Genomic DNA, 20,227 nt, shown 5'->3' with positions numbered 1-20,227 from the left:
GATCATCGCGAGGCTGATCCCGGTGTTGCCGCTCGTCGCCTCGACGATGGTCGACCCTTTCCCGAGGGCCCCCTCGCGCTCGGCGCAGAGCACCATGCCGAGCGCGGCCCTGTCCTTGACGCTGCCGCCCGGGTTCATCGACTCGAGCTTGCCGTAGATGACGCCGCCCCCCTCGGGCGAGATCCGGGCGAGGCGGACGAGCGGCGTGCCGCCGATGAGAGACAGCGCGTCCGGCACGACCGGGCCGACGCGCACGGGGGCAGCGGGCGAGGGCGCCGAGCGCTCGCCGGGAGCGTCGGGCGGGCTCGGCGGGCCGCCGCCCGGGGCTCGAGGGGACGACATGACGCCAGTGTACACGTGAACAGGGCATCCTCGAGGATGCCCGGGCCCTGACGCGCGCCGTGACCCAGAAATCCCGCCAGGGATCGCTGGCGCACGCGGCGCTAGATCGAGATCTCCGACAGCACCCCGTAGTGATCCGAGGCGGCGACGCCGTCCTCGAGCTCCTCGAAGACGACCCGCGACGCGAGCGGCTTGCCGCGCCCCTGCTCGTCCGGCCCGCGGACGAAGATGTAGTCGATGCGGCGCGGGTACTCGTTGGTGATGGCCGCGAACGGGTTCCGCACGGGATCGAAGGTGAAGCCGGGCCCCTTGCCCGTCTGACCGAAGGTGTCGGCGAAGTACACGCTCTTCTGGTTCAGGCTCTGCAGCCCCTTCATGAACCGGATCTCCGCGGCCTCGGGCTGCGCGTTGAAGTCGCCGACCACGATGGGCGGCAGGCCCGCCAGGGGCGCCTCGCGCATGACGATCTCGGCCACGGCCGCGACCTGCGCCTCGCGCACGACGCCGTGGTGGAACTTCCAGTTCAGGTGGGTGACGAAGAACGGGATCACGCCGCGCGGCGACGCGAGCTCGGCGAGCAGGATCGAGCGCTTCTCGTCGGTCTCGCCCGTGGGCAGGGGGAACGCCTGGCTCCGCCCGATCGGCCAGCGCGACAGCACCGCGTTGCCGAAGAGCACGCCGCCGCCGAGGTCGTGCGCCGCGCCGAACGCGATCTCGTAGCCGAGCCCCTCGGCGATGTCGTCGACCAGCGACCGGCCCTCGTACGACATCACCTCCTGGAGCCCGACCACGTCGGCATCGAGCTCGCGAAGCCCCTTCCGGATGAGGGCGAGGCGCGCCTCCCAGGGGTCGTGGCGGTTCCAGATGTTCAGGGTGAGCACCCGCAGGGAGCTCCGGCCAGCCGCGCCGGAGCCGCCGTGCGCCGCGCCGCCGGCCCCGGAGCCTTCTAGAGGACGATCCATGCCGACGGGCTACGCCAGCTGCGCGTCCGAATCCAGCCGTGATACGAAGGGGCCCGGCGCAAGCCGCTCCCCTTCCGGCGCGGAAGGGCGATCTTGACCGGGAGAACCCTGAATGATCGCGTGTGCTTCTCGAAGGGGGCGGCCTGGAACGGCCTCCTCCCGATCTCGAACCCCGCTCCGCCTGGCCGGGGGCCTGCTCCTGCTCGCGCTGCTCGCCGGTTGCGAGAGCAAGATGGACCCGAAGGAGTGCGACAAGCTCCGCGGCGACGCCTTCGAGATGGTGAACAAGGCGCAGCACTGCAACACCGACACCGACTGCCGCCAGAGCGAGTGGCCGGGCTGCGCGAAGCCCATCAGCAATGCGACCTTCGACAAGATCAAGCCCATCGCGGACAGCTACAAGACGGGCAAGTGCGAGGAGCCGAAGGTCGACTGCAAGAGCCCGCCGCAGTCCTACTGCAAGCAGGGGCTCTGCGTGCACCGCGAGCTCGGCACGACCGAGGGGGCGGGCAACACGCCCACCGACCAGATCCAGATCCAGTGATCGCGGCCGCCCCGCCGGGCGGCGAGCCCCGCGCGGCGCGCTGCGGCGGCGCTGCCCGGCGGCGGCGCGCAGGCCGCCGTGCCGCGCCGCCGGGCGCGAACCGGCGCGCCGCCTCGGTACGCGCTTGACGCGCGCACCCGCAGGGGCCACGGACGCGCCGTGAGCGAAGGCTTCTATCGCGGCAAGCGCGTCGTCGTGACCGGCGCCGGCGGGTTCATCGGCAGCCACCTCGTCGAGGCGCTGGTCCGGGAGGGCGCGCGCGTGCGGGCGCTCGTCCGGTACACGTCGGGCTCGCGGCGCGGGCACCTCGACCGGCTCCCCGAGGACGCCCTCGCGCAGGTGGAGGTCGTCCCCGGCAACGTCGAGGACGCGGGCGCGGTCCGGTCGCTCGTGCGCGGCGCCGACGTCGTGTTCCACCTCGCGGCCCTGATCGGGATCCCGTACTCGTACGTGGCCCCGCAGCAGTACGTGGCGACGAACGTGCAGGGCACGCTGAACGTCCTCGAGGCGGCGCGCGAGCACGGCGCGCGCGTGGTCCACACCTCGACGAGCGAGACCTACGGCACCGCGCGCTACACGCCCATCGACGAGGCCCACCCCCTGACCGGCCAGTCCCCGTACTCCGCCACGAAGATCGGCGCCGACAAGCTCGCCGAGAGCTACCACCTCTCCTTCGGCCTCGAGGTCGCGACCATCCGGCCGTTCAACACCTACGGCCCGCGGCAGTCGTCGCGCGCGATCATCCCGAGCGTCATGCAGCAGCTCGCCGCCGGGAGCGCCGCGATCCGCATCGGGAGCACCGCGCCCGTGCGGGACCTCAACTTCGTGACCGACACCGTCGCGGGCTTCCTCCTCGTCGGATCGAGCGCGCGGGCCGTGGGGCAGACGCTCAACGTGGGGAGCGGGCGCGCCATCTCCATCGGCGATCTCGTCCGGCTCATCTTCGAGGTGACCGGCAAGCGCGCGGAGCTCGTGACGGACGAGGCCCGGGTGCGCCCCGACGCGAGCGAGGTCATGGTGCTGCTCGCCGACTTCCGCCGCGCCGCGGAGCTCGTCGGCTACGTGCCCCGCGTGCCGCTCGAGGAGGGGCTCGCGCGCACGTACGCCTATATCGAGCGCCACCTCGCCGATTACCGGCCCCGCGAGTACGCGATCTGACGCACGACGCCGCGCCGGCCGGGCGGGCGCCGCGCGCGCCGGCGGGATGGATGGAACGCCATGTGGAAGATACCTCTCAGCGATCTCTCGTTCGGGCCTGAAGAAGCGGAGGCCGCGCGGCAGGTCGTCGCGTCGGGCTGGCTGACGATGGGGGAGCGGACGGCGCAGTTCGAGCAGAAGCTCGGCGAGGCGCTCGGCACCCCGCGGGTGCTCGCCGTGACGAACTGCACCGCCGCGCTGCACCTCGCGTACACGGCGCTCTCCGTGGGCCCCGGCGACGAGGTGATCTGCCCGAGCCTCACGTTCGTGGCGACCGCCAACGCCGCGCTCCTGTGCGGCGCGAACGTCGTGCTCGCCGACATCGTCGGCGACGGCGACCTCGGGGTCGACCCCGCCGACATCGCCCGCAAGATCACCCCGAGGACCCGGGCGATCGCGGTCGTCCACTACGCCGGCTACCCCTGCGACATGGACGCGATCTCCGCGATCGCGGCCGAGCGGGGGATCGCCGTGGTCGAGGACGCGGCGCACGCGCCGCTCGCGAGCTACCGCGGCAGGGCGCTCGGGACGCTGGGCGACGTCGGCTGCCTGAGCTTCTTCTCGAACAAGAACCTCGCGGTCGGCGAGGGGGGCGCCGTGATCGCGAAGGACGACGCGCTCCTCGCGCGCATGCGGCTCCTCCGCGCGCACGGGATGACGACGCTGACCCTCGACCGGCACAAGGGGCACGCCTTCACGTACGACGTCATGGCCGCGGGCATGAACTACCGCATCGACGAGATCCGCAGCGCCATCGGCGTCGTGCAGCTCGGGCGGCTCGCGGCGGGCAACGCGCGGCGGCGGGAGCTCGCGGCGCGCTACCACGAGCGCCTCGCCGGCGTGCCGGGCGTCGGGCTCCCGTACCGCGACTTCTACGCGCGCGGGCTCGGGGAGAGCGCGCACCACCTCATGCCGGTGCTCCTGCCCGAGGGCGCCTCGCGCGAGGCCGTGATGGAGGCCATGAAGGCGCGCGGCGTCCAGACGAGCGTGCACTACACGCCGATCCACCGCTTCTCGCACCACGGCACCTCGGACCGGGTGCGCAAGGAGGGGCTCGCGCGCACGGACGCGATCGCCGGCCGCGAGCTCACGCTCCCGCTGCACCCGCGCATGCAGGACGCCGACGTCGACGCCGTGTGCGAGGCGCTCGCCGCGTCAATCCGGTAGGTACCGCTGCCGGTGCTTCTCGAACTCCTCCTGCGCCTCGGCGAAGTCGTCGCTCCTGCCGATGTCGAGCCAGTGGCCCCGGAAGGGGAAGGTGGCCACCTGCTCGCCGGCGTCGAGCAGCGCGTGCATGAGGTTGTCGAACCCGAACGGCCGGCCCTCCGGGATGAAGCGGAGCACGTCCCGGCTCATCGCGTAGATGCCCATGCTGACCCAGAACGTGTACGTGGGCTTCTCGCGGAAGCCGACGACGCGCCCCTCCGGGCCGACGTCGAGCACGCCCAGGTCGATCTTCGAGGCGCGCTCGCAGACCGCGACGGTGAGCGGCGATCCGGCCGACTCGCCCGTGCGGTGGAGCGCCGCGAAGTCGAGATCGCTGAGGATGTCGCCGTTCATCACGAGGAAGCGCTCCGGCAGGTCCCGCTCGATGACCCGGAGCGGGCCCACGGTCCCGAGCGGCGTCTCCTCGCGCTGGTAGGCGATGCGCAGCCCGTACCGGCTCCCCTCGCCGACGACCGCCTCGATGAGGGCGGCCTGGTGGCCGACGCACATCACCACGTCGGTCACCCCGGCGCGCGCGAGCTGCCGGAGGAGGATCTCGACGATGGTGTGATCGCCGATCGGCATCAGCGGCTTCGGGATCAGGGCGGTGTAGGGGCGGAGCCGGGAGCCTTTGCCGCCGGCGAGCACGACTGCCTTCATGCGGTGACGTATACCCACGCGCTGCTCGGACGGGGGACCATTCCGCAGAATTTCGCGCTCATCCGGCCCGCCGCTCCCTCTCCGATTGACTCTCTTCCAGCTGCTCTTTAGTGATGGAGAGCGTCCCGCCGCAGGCCAGCCCCTGCGCGGCGCGGTTCAACCTTCACAGGCGGCTTGGGCAGCAATCATGACGATGATACCCCCGTCCCGTACCCCCGGAAGGAAGCGCCGGAAGCTCGGATATCGCGGCAGCGGCACCTTCGCCATGTGCAGCGCCGGCCCGCACCCGGGCGGCCCGCTGTTCCGGCAGCTCTGCACGCTCGCCGATCGCTTCTCCGCGTGCGAGGACGACCCGGCCGCGGCGCAGATCGGGAGCGTGCTCTCGCTGCTCGCCTTCTACGCGACAAAGCCGAACGACCGGGATTTCCGGCTGTCGTTCGGCTCCTTCGTCATGGATCTCGCCCTCGCCGACGAGGAGCGCGCGCGGGCTCGGGCTCAGGGGGACGGGCCCATCCCTTACCGGCGCCCGCTCCTGGCTCGTTGACCTAGGCCGCCGATGAGCGCTCGAGAGCTACCCACGCGCCCAGCGGGGCGCAGCAAGCGGACGGCATCGGCCTCGGTCGTGCTGATCGTGAGCGCGAGCGAGCAGCTCGCGGAGCGCTGCCGCCGCCTGGTCTTCGTCGAGGGCGCCGACCTGCTCGCGTGCGATCTCGTGTCGCTGCGCGGGAGCGCGGCGTGGCTGCACCCGCTGGCCATCGTGATGACCCAGGACGTGCGGGCGTTCGATCCCGAGGGGTTCATGGAGCTGTCGCGGCGCATCGGCGCCGAGCTCGTGGTGCTGCCGTCCGAGACCGTCTCGGACACGCAGCTCACCGCGATGATCACCGCGGCGCTGGACATCGCTCAGCGGCGCCGGACCGACTGAAGGCCAGCCGGCGCGCTGGGCGGGCGCGTCACTCGCGCGGCGGGAGGATGTCGCCGGACTTGCTCGCCAGCAAGCACCCCTCGTCGAGGCCCAGCTTGCACGCCTTCGTGAACAGCTCGACCGCCTTCTGGGCGTCGCGCTCCACGCCCTCGCCCTGCGCGTGGAGGTGCCCGAGCTCGACGCAGGCGAGGGCGTTGCCCCGCTCGCAGACGCGCTGGAACAGCGTGGCCGCGCGCCCGGGATCGGCGCTGGCGCCCTGGCCGCGGAGGTAGGCCCTGCCGGCCGCGAGGCAGCCGAGGTTCGCGCCCGCGTGGCACGCGCGCGCGTGCCAGTAGAGCGCCGCCTCGTCCGCGCCGCTCGCCCCATCGCCGCCGTCCGCGCGCGCGAGCCGGTCGTGGTACGCGTCGCCGAGCCGCAGGCAGCCGCGCGCGCTCCCCTCCGTGCACGCCTCCCTGAACAGCCCCACGGCCCGCTCCACGTCGATCGAGACGATGTCTCCGCCCAGGTACATCGACCCGAGCGTCACGCAGTCCTCGACCTGGTGGTCGGCGCAGCCGTTCGTACAGCCGACGAGATCGTCCCGCTCGCAGGGCAGCCGGAGCGGCGGTGGGGGCGCTTCGGCCGGCGCGGCGGCGGGCGGCGGCGCCGCGGGGGCAGGCCCGGCGGGCCCCGCGGCGTGGCGCGGCGTGGTCGCGGCCGCGCCGCCGCAGCCGCAGACGAGGAGCGCGCCGAGGAGCGTCTGGGCGAGTTCGCGCACGTGCATGCTCGAACTCATGACACAACGCTCGCCCTCTCCCAACGCTGCCCGCCGCCGCGTTCGTCCCGGACGCGACGACGGGGGCGGGCGCTCCGGGCTGGTCCCCGGCCGGACCTCGGTGTAGGACGGAGCCGATGCCGCTCATGAGCCCTCCTCCGCTGCGAACGCTTGACGAGCCCAACCTCGAGGCGCTCGTGGAGCTGATGTTCCTTGCGGCGTTCGCCGACGGCGAGTTCAGCCAGGAGGAGAAGGTGCATTTCTCCCGGAGCGTCGAGTCGCTCACGGACCGCCGGATCCCCCAGAGCACGATGGACGAGCTCATCCGCACCGTGGTGGAGCAGCTCCAGAAGGAGGGGCGGGCCGCCCGGCTCGCGTCGCTCAAGGAGCGGCTCGCCACCCCGCAGGCGCGGAAGGTCGCCTTCTCCCTGGCCGCCCAGGTCGTGGTCGCCGACGGGATCGTCAGGAACAGCGAGCGCGAGCTCCTCCTCGACGTCGCCGCGGCGCTCGAGCTCGATCAGACCGAGGCGGCGGACGTCGTGCGGAGGCTCGCCGCCTCCTGAGCGCCCGGCCGCCCGCCCCTGGGTCGGCTCCGCCGGGGGCCGCTGCCGGGGCGAGGCGAGCGCCGCGGGGCCGCTGCCGGGGCGAGGCGAGCGCCACGGGGTGAACGGGGGCCACCGTTTTCGGTTACGATGGCGTCCGCCGTGAACTGGTCCTCCACTGGCAGTTTCCTGATCCCGTTCCCGGTGCCGGGCTCAGCGCTGACCTCCACCCGGGGCACCTACGTGATCGGAGCGCTCATCGGCGACGGTCAGTATGGCTCGGTCTACGAGTGCAGCGGGCCGTTCGACCAGGTGTACGCCCTGAAGATGCTGCGGCCGGCGAACAAGCCCTACCAGGTCGTCAAGGAGGAGTGGTCGCGCGAGATGCTCCGCCTGGAGAGCTTCCGGCACCCGAACATCGTCTACATCCACGATGCGTTCGAGGTGAACTACCTCTTTTACCTGGCGCTCGAGCGGTGCGACACGAGCCTCCGGGCGCTGCTCGGCACCCCGTTCCAGCCGCCGCTGCTCCTGGAGCTCGCGCGCCAGCTCCTCATGACGTTGCAGTACCTGCACGACAATGGCGTCGTGCACGCCGACCTGCACGCGGGCAACGTGCTCATCTCCCAGCTCGACCACAAGCCGCTCGTCAAGCTCACCGACTTCGGCGTGGCCCACCAGCTCGACGGCGTCACCCGCTGGTTCCGCCCGCAGGTCGCGAACCCGAAGATCCTCGTGCCCGAGCTCGTCACGGCGGGCTACACGACGACGCAGAGCGACCTCTACCAGCTCGGGCTGCTCATGTACCAGATGCACACCGGGCAGCCGGCCATCGACGTGAACGCCCCCTACGAGGAGATCACGCGGCAGATCGCCGAGGGCGCCCCGCGGCAGAAGGCCGAGGCGCTCGGCACGCCGCTGAGCCAGGTGATCGCCAAGCTGCTGCGCCGCCGCGACGCTTACCGCTACTACTCCGCGCGCGACGTCTGGGACGACCTGCGGCAGGTCCGCTGGGCGTAGCGCGATCTCCGCTGCGCCCGCCGCGCGTTCCGGGCTACACCTCGCCGCATGGTCGCCTCCGCCACGCCACGCGTCGTCTCGCTCACGCCCGCGGTGTTCCACCTGCCGGACGCGGTGAACCAGGTCTCGCGCACCTACGGGGAGAGCCCGATCGTCCCGCGCGGACCCCGGCTCCGGCCCCTGCTCGACCGCGCCCGGCGCGGCATCGTCGAGGCCCTCGGCGCGCCCAGCTACGAGGCGATCCTCCTCACGGGCTCGGGCTCCACGTCGATGGCCGCCGTGCTCGGCTCCTGCCTGCGGCGCGACGAGCGGCTCCTCGTCGTCCGGAACGGCGCCTACGGCGACCGGATCTTCGAGTTCGCCGGGACGCTCGGCCAGCCGGTCGTGGACATGTGCCTGCCCTACGGCGAGCGCCCGGATCTGGCGAAGATCGAGGCCGTCCTCGCGGCGGACCAGGCCGACGCGGTGGCCATGGTCTACGGCGGCACGTCGACGTGCACGCTGAACCCCGTGCCCGAGGTCGGGGAGCTCGCCCGGAAATACAGGAAAAAGCTGCTCGTCGACGGCATCAGCGCGCTCTTCGTCGAGCCCCTGGCCCTCGAGGGCTCGGGCATCGCCGCGGTGATGGGCTCCTGCAACAAGGGCCTCCACAGCCACCCGAACCTGACCATGGCGCTCGTCCGCAAGGACCTGCTCGCCGAGATGGAGCGGATCCCCGCGCGCGTCCCGAGCCTGGAGCTCCACAAGACGTGGCGCGCCCAGCAGGGCGGCGCGCACCCCTACACGATCGATCCGATGAGCCTGTGCCAGGTGATCGCGGCGCTCGATCACCTCGCCGCCACCGGCGGCGTCGCCGGGCGGCACGCCGTCTACCAGGCGCGCTGCGCGATCCTGCGGCCGGGCTACGAGCGGCTCGGGCTGACGATCGCGCGCTGGGAGAACATGCCGCTCCAGTCGATCGGGACGGCGCTGCACCTCCCGGCGCGGAGGACCTACGATGAAATGGCGGGCCGGCTCGCCAGCGAGCCGGTCGACGGCCACGTGTTCGAGATCTACGCGGCCCAGGGGAAGCTCTCGAACCAGCTGTTCAGGATCTTCCACATGGGCGAGTACCCGCTCGAGGTCTACGAGATCTTTCTCAAGGCCCTCGCCCGCGTCCTCTGAGCGCGGCGCCGGCGGCTCACGTCGCGCGGCGCCGGCGGCTCACGTCGCGCGGCGCCGGCGGCTCACTTCGCCTCTGTCTTCTCGGCTGGCGCGGCGGCGGGCTTGTCGCCCTTGGCCGCGTCCGGCTTGGCCGCCTTGTCGGCCGCCGGCTTGGCCGCCTTGTCGGCCGCGGGCTTCGTCTTTCCGGCCTTGTCGTCGGCGGGGGCGGCCGCGTCGTTGGCGGCGTCGCCGACGCCGAGCAGCTCGATGTCGAAGACCAGCGTCGACTTGCCCGGGATCTTCGGCGGGCTACCCGACTCGCCGTACGCGAGGCGCGAGGGGATCGTGAGCTTGCGCTTGCCGCCCACCTTCATCCCGACCACGCCCAGGTCCCAGCCCTTGATGACCTCGGTGTTGCCGATCGTGAACTCGAACGGCTCCCGGCCCACGGACGAGTCGAACTCGGCCTTGGTCTTCAGCAGGCGCCCCGTGTAGTGGACGCGGACCCTGTCGCCGTCCTTCGCCTCCTGGCCGGTGCCCACGACGATGTCTTCCTTGATGAGGTCGGCCGGCTCCGGCTCGGAGGGCTGCACCTTCGGCACGGCGCTGCCCGGGGGCAGCTCCGGCTCGGGGACCTTGTCCTCGCAGCCCGCGACCGGGCCGAGGAGGACAGCGCAGGAGAGGGCGAGGACGATTTGGAAAGCCTTCATGGCGCCACGTCTTACGCACCCCGCGCGGCCCGATCAACGGTCTCCCGCGGCGTCCGGGGCGCCGGGCGGGCCGGGTTTCCCGTTGCAGCGCTCGGGCCCGCGCGGTTAGGGTGCGCCCACCTTGGCTCGCGCGTTCTCCGTCGCTGCCCTGGCGATCGCCGAGGGAGGCGCCAACGCCGTCGGCGCCGTGCGCTTCACCTGCGCCGAGGCGGAGCTCGAGGTCGAGCTGGTCCGCGTCGCCGGCTACGCCGAGGGGTTCGCCCTGGGCGCCGTGGCGGCGCCGGTCCGCTTCGGGGTCCCGTACACCGCGATCCGCGGCCTCTTCCGGCGCGGCAAGGCGCTCTGCGTGGCGCTCGATCCGTCCGCGTGCTCGCCGCACAACTGCTTCGTCCTCGCGCGCTTCGAGGGCGATCTCCCCGGCGTGCCCGGGGTGATCTCGCCGACGGCGATGGAGGCTATGGAGAGCGCCTACCGCGCGCGCGTCCACGCCGGCGTCGCGAGCTGGGTCGCGCCGGCGCCGCTCGGCGTGCTCGCGGCCGCCCTGTCGCCCGACTACCTCGCGAGCGGCCCGCTCGGCACCGCGTCGCTCGCGCTCCTCGTGGCGCTCGCGACGTGGCTCGCGCTGCGCTTCGCCGCGCGGCTCGCGACCTGGGGGGGGCCGCCCTCGGACCGCCTGCGCGACGCGCTCGTGGAGGAGCTGTCGCGCCGCATGGGCTTCGCGTCGGACCGGCTCGCGGCGTCGACCCCGGGCGAGCCGGCTCCGCCGGTGTTCGCGCCCCGACCCACGCCCCTCGCCGCGCGGCCGGGGCGCGAGCGCGGCGGCGAGGACGGGCTCGACGCCCTCCCGCTCCGGGCGCGCGTGCTCGTGCCCGCGGCGCTCGCCGTGGTCGGCATCGTGGCGACGATGGCGTTCGTGCAGCGGTTCGCGGCGCCCCGGGACCTGCCGCCGGCCGAGCGGCAGGCGGCGCGCGGCGTCGGGCCGGCGGCCCGCGGCGCCGCCGCCGCGCTCCTCGCGGGCGAGGCCCGGGAGCGCGCCGAGCCGTCGTTCCCGCACTGCCTCTGCGAGCGCGCCGACTCGCCGCTCTGGCAGCAGGGCGTGCCCATCCTCAGCGTCCTCGGCTCGACCGGGCCCGACGACGGCGCCGGGGTGATCGCGCCGATCCTGAAGCGCGACCGCGCGGAGGACGACGAGCCCGCCGTGGAATCCGGCGAGAGCGGCGCGGAGCCGGGCGCTGCCGCGGAGCCGGCCGCTGCCGCGGAGCCGGGCGCGGCCGCCGCGGACCAGGGCGACGCCGGCGCGGCGGCCAGCGACGCCGGCGGCGGGAGGGCGCGGCGGCCGGCGCGCGGTCGCTACGATTTCGAGCTCGCGGTCGTCAACAACAGCGGCGCTCCCGTGCGCGACTTCCGCGTGCTGCTCACGTTCGCGCGGCGCAACGTCCGCGGCGAGCGCGCCGGGATCACCGAGCGCGGGCTGTTCTGGGAGGGCGCGCTCGCGCCGGGGCGCGCGGTGAAGTGGCACGTCGAGGCGCCCGGGACGGAGGTCAAGATCGAGCCCGGGGTGACGGGCATGCTCGACGGCGAGACCGGGGTTGCGTCGCCGGACGCGTTCTTTCAGCTGACGCGCGCGCGTTATCGGGTGGTGCGCATCCACGCGGCGATGATGCTCGCCTGGCTCCGCGACCCGCGCGCCCGCGACGCGCTCGTGTCGCTCCTGCCCGCCGCGTCCGGAGAGGAGGAGAAGCTCGAGCGGATCCGGCGTGCGACGGCCGACGTCATCCCGTGCTCGGTCGCGGTGAAGGAGGGCCGGCTGCGCGCGTGCCTCTTCAACGGCGGCGTGGCTCCGCTGCGCGGCGTCACGCTGCGCGAGGTCGCGGCGGGCGAGGGCGGGGCGCCGCGCGCGTGGCCCATCGCGGCGACCCTGCCGGTCCACGAGGGGGTGGAGGTGACGCTGCCCCTCGAGGGGAGCGCGGCGCCCGAGGAGCTCGAGGTGGTGCCGCAGGGGCGATGAGACGATGATGGGGGGATGAAGAGAGGCTCCCGGGCCGCGCTCGCCCCGGTCGCGGCGCTCGCCGCCGCGCTGGCGCTGGTCGCCGGGGCCGGCGAGGCGGCCGCGTGGTCGCCGCTCGATCTCGAGGTCGTCCCCCGCTGGAGCGAGCTGCCGGTCCGCTACCACATCAACCACAAGACGATCCCGGCGCCGCTCTCCGGCTTCGCCGCCGCCGGCATCGAGGCCGGGTTCGCGGCCTGGTCGAGCCCTGCGTGCACGGCGTGGGCGACCGAGCTGCTCGGCGACACGGACGCCGGCTACGACTTCGACGACGGCAGGAACGTGTTCCTCTGGATCAGCGACAGCTGGCCTGCCGCGCTCGGCCAGGCCGACTCGGTCATCGCCGTCACGATGCCGGTCTGGGATCCCGACAGCGTCATCGACGACGCCGACATGGTGTTCAACAACGTGGGCTTCTGCTGGGACGACGGCGGCGAGGGCGACTGCGTCGATGTTCAGTCGATCGCCACCCACGAAGAAGGGCACTTCCTCGGGCTCGGGCACTCGAACGTGCGCGGCGCGACGATGCTGGGGACGTACCGGGGCGGCACGTCGGCGCGCACCCTCGAGGGCGACGACATCGAGGGGGTCTGCGCGCTCTACCCGATCGGCGGGACCGCTGTCGCGAGCTCGGGCGGCGGCGCGGGCTGGGGCGGCGCGGGCTGGGGCGGCGCGGCGCCGGATGCCGGGGATGGGCCGAAGAGCGGCGGCGCGAACGACGCCGAGGAACGCGACGCCGGCTGCTCGTGCGCGGGTGGCGGCCGGGTGCCGGGCGCTCCGGGAGCGCTGCCGCTCGCCGCGCTCGCCGCGCTGCTGTCGCGCCGCCGCCGGTGCGCGGGGCCGACGCCGCGCCGATGACGGCCGGTGCCGCGCGAACCGCGGCCGGCGCCGCGCGAACCGCGGCCGGCGCCGCACGAACCGCGGCCGGCGCCGCACGAGCCGCGGCAGGGGCCCGGGCAAGAGAGCGAGCGCCCGGCGTGGTCGCGCGGACGGGCCCGCTTTACAACCCAGCGCAGCCGGGGCAAACGTCCCGCCATGCCCGAGCCGAGCACCGCAGCATTCGACGCGGAGGTCGCGCGTGCCCTCCGCTCCCTCGAGGCCGACAGCGCCGTTCCTGCCCTCGATCCGCTCGGCGATCCGGCCGGCGCGGCGCGCGCGCTCTCGGCGGAGAGCGACGGCGCGCCGCTGCTCCTCCGCGCGGCGCCCGAGCTCGGCGCGCCGCAGCGCGACAAGGACGCGCGCTTCGGCCCGGCGCCGCGCGATCCCGTCTGGCTCCGGATCGAGCGCGGCGCGAGCGCCCTCCGGCTCGCGCCGCTGCGGCTCGCGGGCGCCGGGCGGCCGCGGTCCGGGGCCGCCGGCGCAGGGGGGGCGGCCGGGGCAGGGGAGGGCGCGGCCGAGCCGCGCGACGCGGTGCGGGTCGAGGTGACCTCGGCGCAAGGGCCGTGCTGCACCGCCCCCTCGTGCACCCGCGAGCGGACCCACGTCGCCGCCTGGCTCGTGCTCGCCCCGCCCTCGCGCTCGCCGGCGTCCCCGCGCGTCGCGGCGGCGCAGCGCCTGCTCGTCGCCGAGGCGCAGGACCTCGATCCCGGCCGGGCGGAGGCGCTCGTCGAGTCGGTGGCGGCGCCGCTCGCGGCCGCGCTGCGCGTGCCGCTGGTCACGGCGCGCGGGACCGAGCCGCCCGGCGCGATCGAACCGCGACCCCTCCCGGAGCCGGCGCCGGCGCCCGCGCTGACGGCCGCCGCGCTGGCGCGGTTCGCGATCCGGACCGAGGGGGAGCTCCTCGTCCTGCGGGACCACGCGAGCCAGGGGCCGCGCGGGTCCGCGACCCGCAACGCGCTCATCGGCGCCGCGCTGCTCGTCGCCGCGCTCGCCCTGTGGGTCCAGGTCATGCGGAGCGCCTCCGCGGGCGACAGCGGCATCGCGATCGGCGTCGGCAGCGCCGCCGCGCTGCTCTCGCTGGCGGGCTACGCCTTCCTCGGCGTCGCCCGGTTCTCGTCCCGGTATGCGGCGCGCTCCGCCCCGGTGGCGTCGTTCGGGCCGGGCCGCTTCGTCGTCGCCCCCTGGGTGAGCCGCACCGGCGCGATCGATCTGCGCCCCGAGGGCAGGCTCGGGGCCGCCATCTCCGCCGGGGAGGTCCACGCCGTCGGCGTGCAGCCCCGCGGCGACCGCTTCGCGGTCGAGATCGACACCGACCACGGCCCCATCGACGCCCTCCTCACCGACCGCGAGGACGTCGCGCGCTACTGGCGCGACGCCATGGATCGCGCCGTCGCCTCGGTCCGCCACCCCGGCGGCCCTTCCGCCAAGCAGCGCCTCCGCGCGCGCTCCCAGGCCCAGCAGCCCGCCGCGGCGAGCTGAGCCCTCGCCTCCCCGAAAAAAGTTGTCCGCCGCGGCGCCCCTCGAACGTCGCAGGGGCGAAGTACCCGGGAAGGAGAACGATCATGAACGAATTTATGTACTTGTTCCGCGGTAGCGACGCCTCTGGCTCTCCGGCCGAGATGCAGCAGCACATGCAGCGGTGGACCGCGTGGGCGAAGGAGCTCACCGAGAAGGGGCACCTCAAGCGTCCCGGCAGCCCCCTCGAGCCCACCGGCAAGGTCGTCCAGGGCAAGCAGAAGGCGGTCGTCGACGGGCCCTTCGCCGAGGCGAAGGATGTGGTCGGCGGTTACATGCTCATCGAGGCCGAGGATCTCGCGCACGCGGTCGAGCTCTCGAAGGGTTGCCCGATCCTCGAGCGCGGTGGGAGCGTCGAGGTGCGCCCGATCTGGAAGCTGAGCCATTAGTGGATCCGGTCGACCCCGTCTTCCGGCGCGAGGCTGGGCGCATGCTCGCCACGCTGACGCGCCTCTTCGGGGTCCACAACCTCGCGCTGGCGGAGGACGTCGTGCAGGACGCCCTCTGCCGCGCGCTGGAGGTGTGGAAGTTCCAGGGGGTGCCCGAGAACCCGGCCGCCTGGCTCATGGCGGCGGCGAAGCACCGCGCGCTGGACGTCCTCCGGCGCGAGCGGACCGCGCGCACCTTCGCGCCCGAGATCGGGCGGCTGATCGAGGGGGAGCAGGCGCTCGACCCCGCGGTCGACGAGCTCTTCGGGGCGGCCGCGATCCGGGACGACCAGCTGCGCATGATGTTCTCGTGCTGCCACCCCCGGCTGCCGGAGGAGGCGCAGATCGCGCTCGTGCTCCACGTCCTCTGCGGCTTCGGCGTGAGCGAGGTCGCGGGCGCGTTCCTCGCCACCGAGGCGGCCATCGAGAAGCGCATCTCCCGGGCGAAGAAGGTGCTCGCCGGCTCGACGCGCCTGTTCGAGCTCACGGACGACGCGTTCTCTGCCCGGCTCTCGGCGGTCCGCCGCGCGCTCTACCTCCTGTTCAACGAGGGCTACCACGGCGCCTGCGCGAAGGAGGCCGTCCGGGTCGAGCTCTGCAGGGAGGCGATGCGCCTCACCGCGCTCCTCCTCGAGCACCCTCCTTCGTCGGCGCCCGCCACGCACGCGCTCGCTGCGCTGATGTGCCTCCACGCGGCGCGCCTGCCCGCGCGCGTCGACGCCTCCGGCGACCTCACCTCGCTCCTCCACCAGGATCGATCGCGGTGGGATCGGCAGCTCCTGGCCGAAGGGCAACGGCTCCTCGACCTGTCGGCCGAGGGGCCGGAGCTGACCGAGTACCACGTCGAGGCCGGGATCGCGGCGGTCCACGCGCGCGCGGCCCGGCCGGAGGACACGGACTGGGGGGCGATCGTGTCGCTCTACGACACGCTGATGGCGATCCGGCCTTCGCCGGTCGTCGCCCTCAACCGCGCCATCGCCGTCGCGCAGCACGAGGGGCCGGAGCGCGGGCTCGAGGAGATCGGCGCCATCGAGGGCCGCGACCGCCTCGCCGCGTATCCGTTCTATTTCGCGGCGCTCGGCGAGCTGGAGCTCCGCCGCGGCAGGCGCGAGATCGCGAGCCAGCACCTGCGGGAAGCGCTCGCGCTCGCCCGCAACGCCATGGAGCGCCGGTTCTTCGAGCGACGCCTGGGGGCGTGCGGCGACGGGGCTCCCTGACGCATCCCTCCAGCGCGGCGTTCCTCGGCACCGGCCCGTGGCACATGCTGGCGAATGCCAAGATGTGTCAGGCGGCCCGATCGGGCGGAGGCTGAATCGGCATCTTTGGGTGAATTCGCACGGATATGTCGAGATGGCGCGGACGGCGCGCGGATTGCTCGGGGACGGAGCAAGGCGTTGGCTTCGACATGAAAGGACTTGCCCGTGCCCATCCATTTCCCTTCTCTCGTCCCTTGTAGCTCCTGCGGCTGCCACGCGCGTGCCAACGAGAGCGAGTGTCCGCACTGCGGCGCAACCATGCGCGAGCCGGACGGCGCTGTCCCGCGCACGAAGATCGCCGTGCTCATGGGCCTGACGGCCGCGTTGTTCCAGCCGCTTGCCTGCGCCGGCGAGGTCGTCGACGAGCGAGATCAAGGCAGCTCCAGCAGCTCGGGCTTCGGCGGCGACATCGCGGTCGCGGGGGCGTACGGCGGCAGCCCCTCGGTCGGCTCCGCGGGGGGCGCGAACCCCACGGGCGGGCCAGGGGGCTTCGGCGGCGACATCGCGGTCACGGGGGCGTACGGCGGCGGCCCCTCGGTGGGCTCCGCCGGGGGCGCGGACCCGACGGGTGGGCCAGGGGGCTTCGGCGGCGACATCGGCGTCGGGGGAGCGGACGGCGGCGGATCCTCGGTCGGCGAGGCCGGGGGCGCGGACCCGACGGGCGGGACAGGAGGCGCCGGCGGCGATGTCGGCGTCGGGGGAGCGGACGGCGGCGGATCCTCGGTCGGCGGGGGCGGATCGGGAGGGTGAACCGATGATCGAGCCGACCGAGATCCCCGTCCGCGCGCTCATGCCTGCGGACTTGATGGAAGCGAAGCCGATCTACGCGGTCTGGGAGCTCACGATGAAGTGCGACCAGCCGTGCCAGCACTGCGGCTCGCGCGCCGGCGCCGCGCGCGACGCGGAGCTCTCGACCGAGGAGGTGCTCGAGGTCGCCGCGAGCCTGGCGCGGATGGGCTGCCGCGAGGTCGCGCTCATCGGAGGCGAGGCGTACCTGCGCGAGGATCTCGCGGAGATCATCTCGTTCCTCGCGCGCAGCGGCATGCGCGTCATCATGCAGACGGGCGGGCGAGCGTTCACGGCCGAGCGGGCGAAGGCGCTCCGCGCCGCCGGGCTGACCGGGCTCGGGGTCTCGGTCGACGGGCCGGCGCACATCCATGACGAGCTGCGCGGCAACGTGGGCAGCCACGCGGCCGCCATCCGCGCGCTCGACAACGCCCGCGCCGCCGGGCTGATCACGACCGCCAACACCCAGATCAACCGCCTCAATGCGCACCTCTTGCGCGAGACGTGCGCCGAGCTGCGCTCGCACGGGATCCAGACGTGGCAGGTGCAGATCACCGTGCCGATGGGGCGCGCGGCCGACCATCCGGAGTGGATCCTGGAGCCGTGGCGCGTTGTCGAGGTCATCGACACCCTCGCCGCCATCCAGCGGGAGGCGCTCGAGACGCACGTTTCGGGCGTGCCGTTCAACGTGTTCGCGAACAACAACATCGGTTACTTCGGCCCGCACGAGCAGCTCCTGCGGTCGAGGCCCGGCGGCGGCGACACGCACTGGCGCGGCTGTCGCGGCGGCATCAACGCGATCGGCATCGAGTCCGACGGCACCGTGAAGGCGTGTCCGTCGGTCCCGACCGTGCCCTATGCCGGGGGCAACGTGCGCGAGCGCGGCCTGGAGCACATCTGGGAGGGCTCGGCGGAGGTCCGGTTCGCGCGCGATCGCGACGCGAGCGAGCTCTGGGGTCACTGCGCGACGTGCTACTACGCGGACGAGTGCCGCGCGGGGTGCTCGTGGACCGCGCACTGCACGCTCGGCAGGCGCGGCAACAATCCGTTCTGCTACCACCGCGTGACGCAGCTCAAGAGGCGGGGCATCCGCGAGCGGCTCGTCATGAAGCAGCGGGCGCCGCACGTGCCGTACGACCACGGCGTCTTCGAGCTGGTCGAGGAGGCCTGGGACGCGCCGCCCCCGCCGCCGCCCGAGCCGGTGGTGCCGAGGAACGCGCGCCGGAGGCTGGCGGTTATTTAAGGCCGTAGAGGTTTGTACGGCGTCGTGGGAGTGGCGCCGGGCGGGCTCAATCTGAGTGAGCGCAAGGGCGGGCGGGCTCAACCTGGGCGGGCTCAACCTGGGTGGGCTCCGGGCGGCCGCAACCCGGGTCGGCTCCGGGCGGCCGCAACCCGGGTCGGCTCCGGGCGGGCTCAACCCGGGTCGACGCCGGGCGGCCGCAACCCGGGTTGACGCCGGGCGGCCGCAACCCGGGTCGGCTCCGAGCGGCCGCAACCCGGGTCGGCTCCGGGCGGCCTCAACCCCGGTCGGCTCCGGGCGGCCTCAACCCCGGTCGGCGCCGAGCGCCCTCAACCCCGGTCGGCTCCGGGCGCCTCCGGGCGGCTTCCCGGCGCCTTCAATCCGGGTCGGCGCTGGGCAGGTCGACGCCGGACGCCCTCAACCCCGGTCGGCACCGGACTCATCCATCCTTGCCAATCTCCCGCTTCCATGTAATGAACGCGTTCAGTGAACGCGTTCGCTCAAAAGCCCGGCCGCCGCGAAGCCCAGAAAGACGCCACGCGCGCCCGGATCCTCGAGACCGCGCGCGACCACTTCGAGCGCCACGGCTTCGAGGCGGCGAACGTCCGTGCCATCGCCGCGGACGCGGGCGTTGCCGCGGGCACGGTCCTCCTCCACTTCGCCGACAAGCGCGACCTGCTCCACGCCGCCCTCTTCGACGACCTCGCCGCCACCGCGGCCGAGGCCGTCCGCGACGAGGCGCCCGGCACCCTCGAGCAGCGGCTCCATCGCCTCGGGGCCGCGTTCTTCGCGTACTACGCCCGCCGCCCGGCGCTGTCGAAGACCCTGCTCCGCGAGGCGCTGTTCGCCGACCCGCCGTGGCAAGCGCGCTTCACCGAGCAGATCGCCGCCGTGCACGGCCGCGTCGTCGAGCTCTTCAACGCCGCCCGCGCGCAGGGCGAGGTCGCCGACGACGCCGACCCCGCGCTCTTCGGCGTCGCCTTCTTCTCCTTCTATTACTTCGCGCTGATCGCGTGGGTCCAGGGCGCGCACCCGTCGCCCGTCGCCCTCCTCGATCGGCTCGTCGCTCAGCACCTCTGCGGCCTCCGCCCCGCAGCCAACGTCAGGAGGGCTCGATGACGTCATCCATCATCTTTCGCAGTCCAGAGGCGCGCGCGCGCATCGCCACGTGGTTCGAACGCTTCCGCGAAAAGGCCCCGGTCCCGACCCGCGCGCGCGAGGTCTCGACCCGCTTCGGCGCGACGCACGTCCTCGTCGCCGGCCCCGAGCACGCCCCGCCGCTCGTCTGCGTGCACGGCGCGATGGCGAGCTCCGCGCACCTCTTGCCCGAGCTCGGCCCGCTCCTCACGCGCTTCCGCGTCTACGCTGTCGACGTGATCGGCCAGTCCGTCAAGAGCGCCGACGTCCGCGTGCCGGTCGAAGGCCCCGCCTACGCCGAGTGGCTCACCGACGTCCTCGACGCGCTCGGGCTCCCGCGCGCCCACCTCCTCGGCGTGAGCTGGGGAGGCTTCGTCGCCCTGCGCATGGCCGAGATCGCGCCCTCCCGCATCAACCGGCTCGTCCTGATCGTGCCCGGCGGCGTCGTGTCCGGCCCGGTGTGGCAGGGCCTCACGCGCGTGGCCATCCCCATGGCCCTCTACCGCGCGTTCCCTTCCGAGGATCGGCTCGCGCGCCTCGTCTCCGGGCTGTTCACCACGCAGGACGCCATGTGGGGCCCCTACTTCGGCGACGCGGTGCGGAGCTACCGGCTCGACATGCGGATCCCGCCGCTCGCCACGCCCGAGGCCCTCGCCGGCTTCACGCGACCCGCGCTCGTGTTCGGCGCCGACGACGACGTGAGCTTCCCCGGCGCGAAGCTGCTCGCGCGCGCGAAGGTGCTCCTGCCGCGCGCCGAGACCGAGCTGCTCGAGGGGTGCCGCCACTCGCCGCCCACCGACGACGCCTTCCGCGCGCGGTTCGGCGGCCGCATCGCGCGCTTCCTCGAGCCCGACGCCGCGGCGCCCCTCGCCTCGCCTGGGCTCGCCTCTCCGGTCGCGTAACCCTTCGCCGCGCGCCCCTTCCGTCGCGCGCT

Annotated in this window: 22 protein-coding genes; 17 read left to right on the top strand and 5 right to left on the bottom strand. The window is 73.9% G+C overall.

Going from position 1 to position 20,227, the window contains the following annotated elements:
• Positions 1–237: pyridoxal-phosphate dependent enzyme (locus WME98_RS54040; RefSeq protein ID WP_437954146.1), on the bottom strand; the 237-nt coding region annotated here is incomplete at its 3' end.
• 206 nt (positions 238–443) lie between these two features.
• Positions 444–1,304 carry an endonuclease/exonuclease/phosphatase family protein gene (locus WME98_RS54035; RefSeq protein ID WP_437949328.1) on the bottom strand — a complete coding sequence of 287 codons (861 nt, stop codon included), beginning with the start codon at positions 1,302–1,304 and terminating at the stop codon, positions 444–446.
• Positions 1,305–1,536: 232 nt separating this feature from the next.
• Here WME98_RS54035 and WME98_RS54030 point away from each other — a divergent pair, with 232 nt between their 5' ends.
• The 3 genes from WME98_RS54030 (at position 1,537) to WME98_RS54020 (ending at position 4,212) form a co-directional block, all read left to right on the top strand.
• Entirely contained in the window at positions 1,537–1,848 is a 312-nt protein-coding gene (locus WME98_RS54030; protein WP_061629256.1) for a hypothetical protein, read from the top strand.
• Positions 1,849–2,007: 159 nt separating this feature from the next.
• Positions 2,008–3,006: an SDR family NAD(P)-dependent oxidoreductase gene (locus tag WME98_RS54025; RefSeq protein ID WP_061621822.1), complete on the top strand. Its 999-nt coding sequence runs from the start codon at positions 2,008–2,010 to the stop codon at positions 3,004–3,006.
• Positions 3,007–3,066: 60 nt separating this feature from the next.
• Positions 3,067–4,212: a DegT/DnrJ/EryC1/StrS family aminotransferase gene (locus tag WME98_RS54020; protein WP_437949327.1), complete on the top strand. Its 1,146-nt coding sequence runs from the start codon at positions 3,067–3,069 to the stop codon at positions 4,210–4,212.
• Here WME98_RS54020 and WME98_RS54015 read toward each other — a convergent pair.
• Complete coding sequence (locus tag WME98_RS54015; RefSeq protein WP_044986240.1) at positions 4,201–4,911, bottom strand: nucleotidyltransferase family protein; 711 nt, start codon at positions 4,909–4,911, stop codon at positions 4,201–4,203. The two genes, WME98_RS54020 and WME98_RS54015, sit on opposite strands and share 12 nt — an antisense overlap.
• 187 nt (positions 4,912–5,098) lie before the next feature.
• Here WME98_RS54015 and WME98_RS54010 point away from each other — a divergent pair, with 187 nt between their 5' ends.
• Both WME98_RS54010 and WME98_RS54005 read left to right on the top strand, forming a co-directional pair.
• Positions 5,099–5,455: a hypothetical protein gene (locus tag WME98_RS54010; protein ID WP_437331563.1), complete on the top strand. Its 357-nt coding sequence runs from the start codon at positions 5,099–5,101 to the stop codon at positions 5,453–5,455.
• Positions 5,456–5,542: 87 nt separating this feature from the next.
• Complete coding sequence (locus WME98_RS54005) at positions 5,543–5,836, top strand: hypothetical protein (RefSeq protein WP_437331562.1); 294 nt, start codon at positions 5,543–5,545, stop codon at positions 5,834–5,836.
• A 28-nt stretch (positions 5,837–5,864) separates the two neighbouring features.
• On the opposite strand, the gene WME98_RS54000 is transcribed toward WME98_RS54005, so the two are convergent.
• Positions 5,865–6,599 carry a tetratricopeptide repeat protein gene (locus WME98_RS54000; RefSeq protein ID WP_437331561.1) on the bottom strand — a complete coding sequence of 245 codons (735 nt, stop codon included), beginning with the start codon at positions 6,597–6,599 and terminating at the stop codon, positions 5,865–5,867.
• 137 nt (positions 6,600–6,736) lie between these two features.
• On the opposite strand from WME98_RS54000, the gene WME98_RS53995 reads away from it, so the two are divergent.
• From WME98_RS53995 to WME98_RS53985, 3 genes are all read left to right on the top strand, one after another.
• Entirely contained in the window at positions 6,737–7,153 is a 417-nt protein-coding gene (locus WME98_RS53995) for a tellurite resistance TerB family protein (RefSeq protein ID WP_437331560.1), read from the top strand.
• A gap of 141 nt (positions 7,154–7,294) precedes the next feature.
• Complete coding sequence (locus WME98_RS53990; RefSeq protein WP_437331559.1) at positions 7,295–8,152, top strand: serine/threonine protein kinase; 858 nt, start codon at positions 7,295–7,297, stop codon at positions 8,150–8,152.
• 48 nt (positions 8,153–8,200) lie between these two features.
• Positions 8,201–9,316, top strand: coding sequence for a pyridoxal-phosphate-dependent aminotransferase family protein (locus WME98_RS53985; RefSeq protein WP_437949326.1), 1,116 nt, complete (start codon positions 8,201–8,203; stop codon positions 9,314–9,316).
• Positions 9,317–9,378: 62 nt separating this feature from the next.
• Here WME98_RS53985 and WME98_RS53980 read toward each other — a convergent pair whose 3' ends face one another.
• Positions 9,379–10,005 (bottom strand): FKBP-type peptidyl-prolyl cis-trans isomerase, encoded by a 627-nt coding sequence (locus tag WME98_RS53980; RefSeq protein WP_437949325.1) that lies wholly within the window; start codon positions 10,003–10,005, stop codon positions 9,379–9,381.
• A gap of 121 nt (positions 10,006–10,126) precedes the next feature.
• Here WME98_RS53980 and WME98_RS53975 point away from each other — a divergent pair, with 121 nt between their 5' ends.
• From WME98_RS53975 to WME98_RS53935, 9 genes are all read left to right on the top strand, one after another.
• A complete protein-coding gene (locus WME98_RS53975; protein WP_437949324.1) occupies positions 10,127–12,013 on the top strand; it encodes a hypothetical protein in 1,887 nt (628 codons plus the stop codon).
• 15 nt (positions 12,014–12,028) lie between these two features.
• A complete protein-coding gene (locus tag WME98_RS53970; protein ID WP_437949323.1) occupies positions 12,029–12,910 on the top strand; it encodes a matrixin family metalloprotease in 882 nt (293 codons plus the stop codon).
• A gap of 177 nt (positions 12,911–13,087) precedes the next feature.
• The gene (locus WME98_RS53965) at positions 13,088–14,410 is read left to right on the top strand and encodes a hypothetical protein (protein WP_437949322.1); all 1,323 of its coding nucleotides are present in this window, start codon (positions 13,088–13,090) and stop codon (positions 14,408–14,410) included.
• 83 nt (positions 14,411–14,493) lie between these two features.
• Positions 14,494–14,835, top strand: a complete 342-nt coding sequence (locus WME98_RS53960) for a YciI family protein (protein WP_061625839.1) — start codon at positions 14,494–14,496, stop codon at positions 14,833–14,835.
• Between the two features lie 41 nt (positions 14,836–14,876).
• Positions 14,877–16,091 (top strand): RNA polymerase sigma factor, encoded by a 1,215-nt coding sequence (locus tag WME98_RS53955; RefSeq protein ID WP_437949321.1) that lies wholly within the window; start codon positions 14,877–14,879, stop codon positions 16,089–16,091.
• Positions 16,092–16,388: 297 nt separating this feature from the next.
• The gene (locus WME98_RS53950) at positions 16,389–16,880 is read left to right on the top strand and encodes a hypothetical protein (protein WP_437949320.1); all 492 of its coding nucleotides are present in this window, start codon (positions 16,389–16,391) and stop codon (positions 16,878–16,880) included.
• A 4-nt stretch (positions 16,881–16,884) separates the two neighbouring features.
• On the top strand, positions 16,885–18,159 hold the full coding sequence (locus WME98_RS53945) for a radical SAM protein (protein ID WP_437331550.1): 1,275 nt from the start codon (positions 16,885–16,887) through the stop codon (positions 18,157–18,159).
• A 483-nt stretch (positions 18,160–18,642) separates the two neighbouring features.
• Positions 18,643–19,275, top strand: coding sequence for a TetR/AcrR family transcriptional regulator (locus WME98_RS53940; RefSeq protein ID WP_437331549.1), 633 nt, complete (start codon positions 18,643–18,645; stop codon positions 19,273–19,275).
• Positions 19,272–20,195, top strand: a complete 924-nt coding sequence (locus WME98_RS53935; protein WP_437949319.1) for an alpha/beta fold hydrolase — start codon at positions 19,272–19,274, stop codon at positions 20,193–20,195. Before WME98_RS53940 ends, WME98_RS53935 begins: the two co-directional genes overlap by 4 nt.
• Positions 20,196–20,227 lie beyond the last annotated feature (32 nt).

Origin of the sequence: Sorangium sp. So ce296 (genome assembly GCF_051529605.1) — a bacterium.
GTDB lineage: Bacteria > Myxococcota_A > Polyangia > Polyangiales > Polyangiaceae > Sorangium > Sorangium cellulosum_D.
Note: the sequence above shows the minus strand (reverse complement) of the source record. Positions and strands in the feature narration are given on the sequence as shown.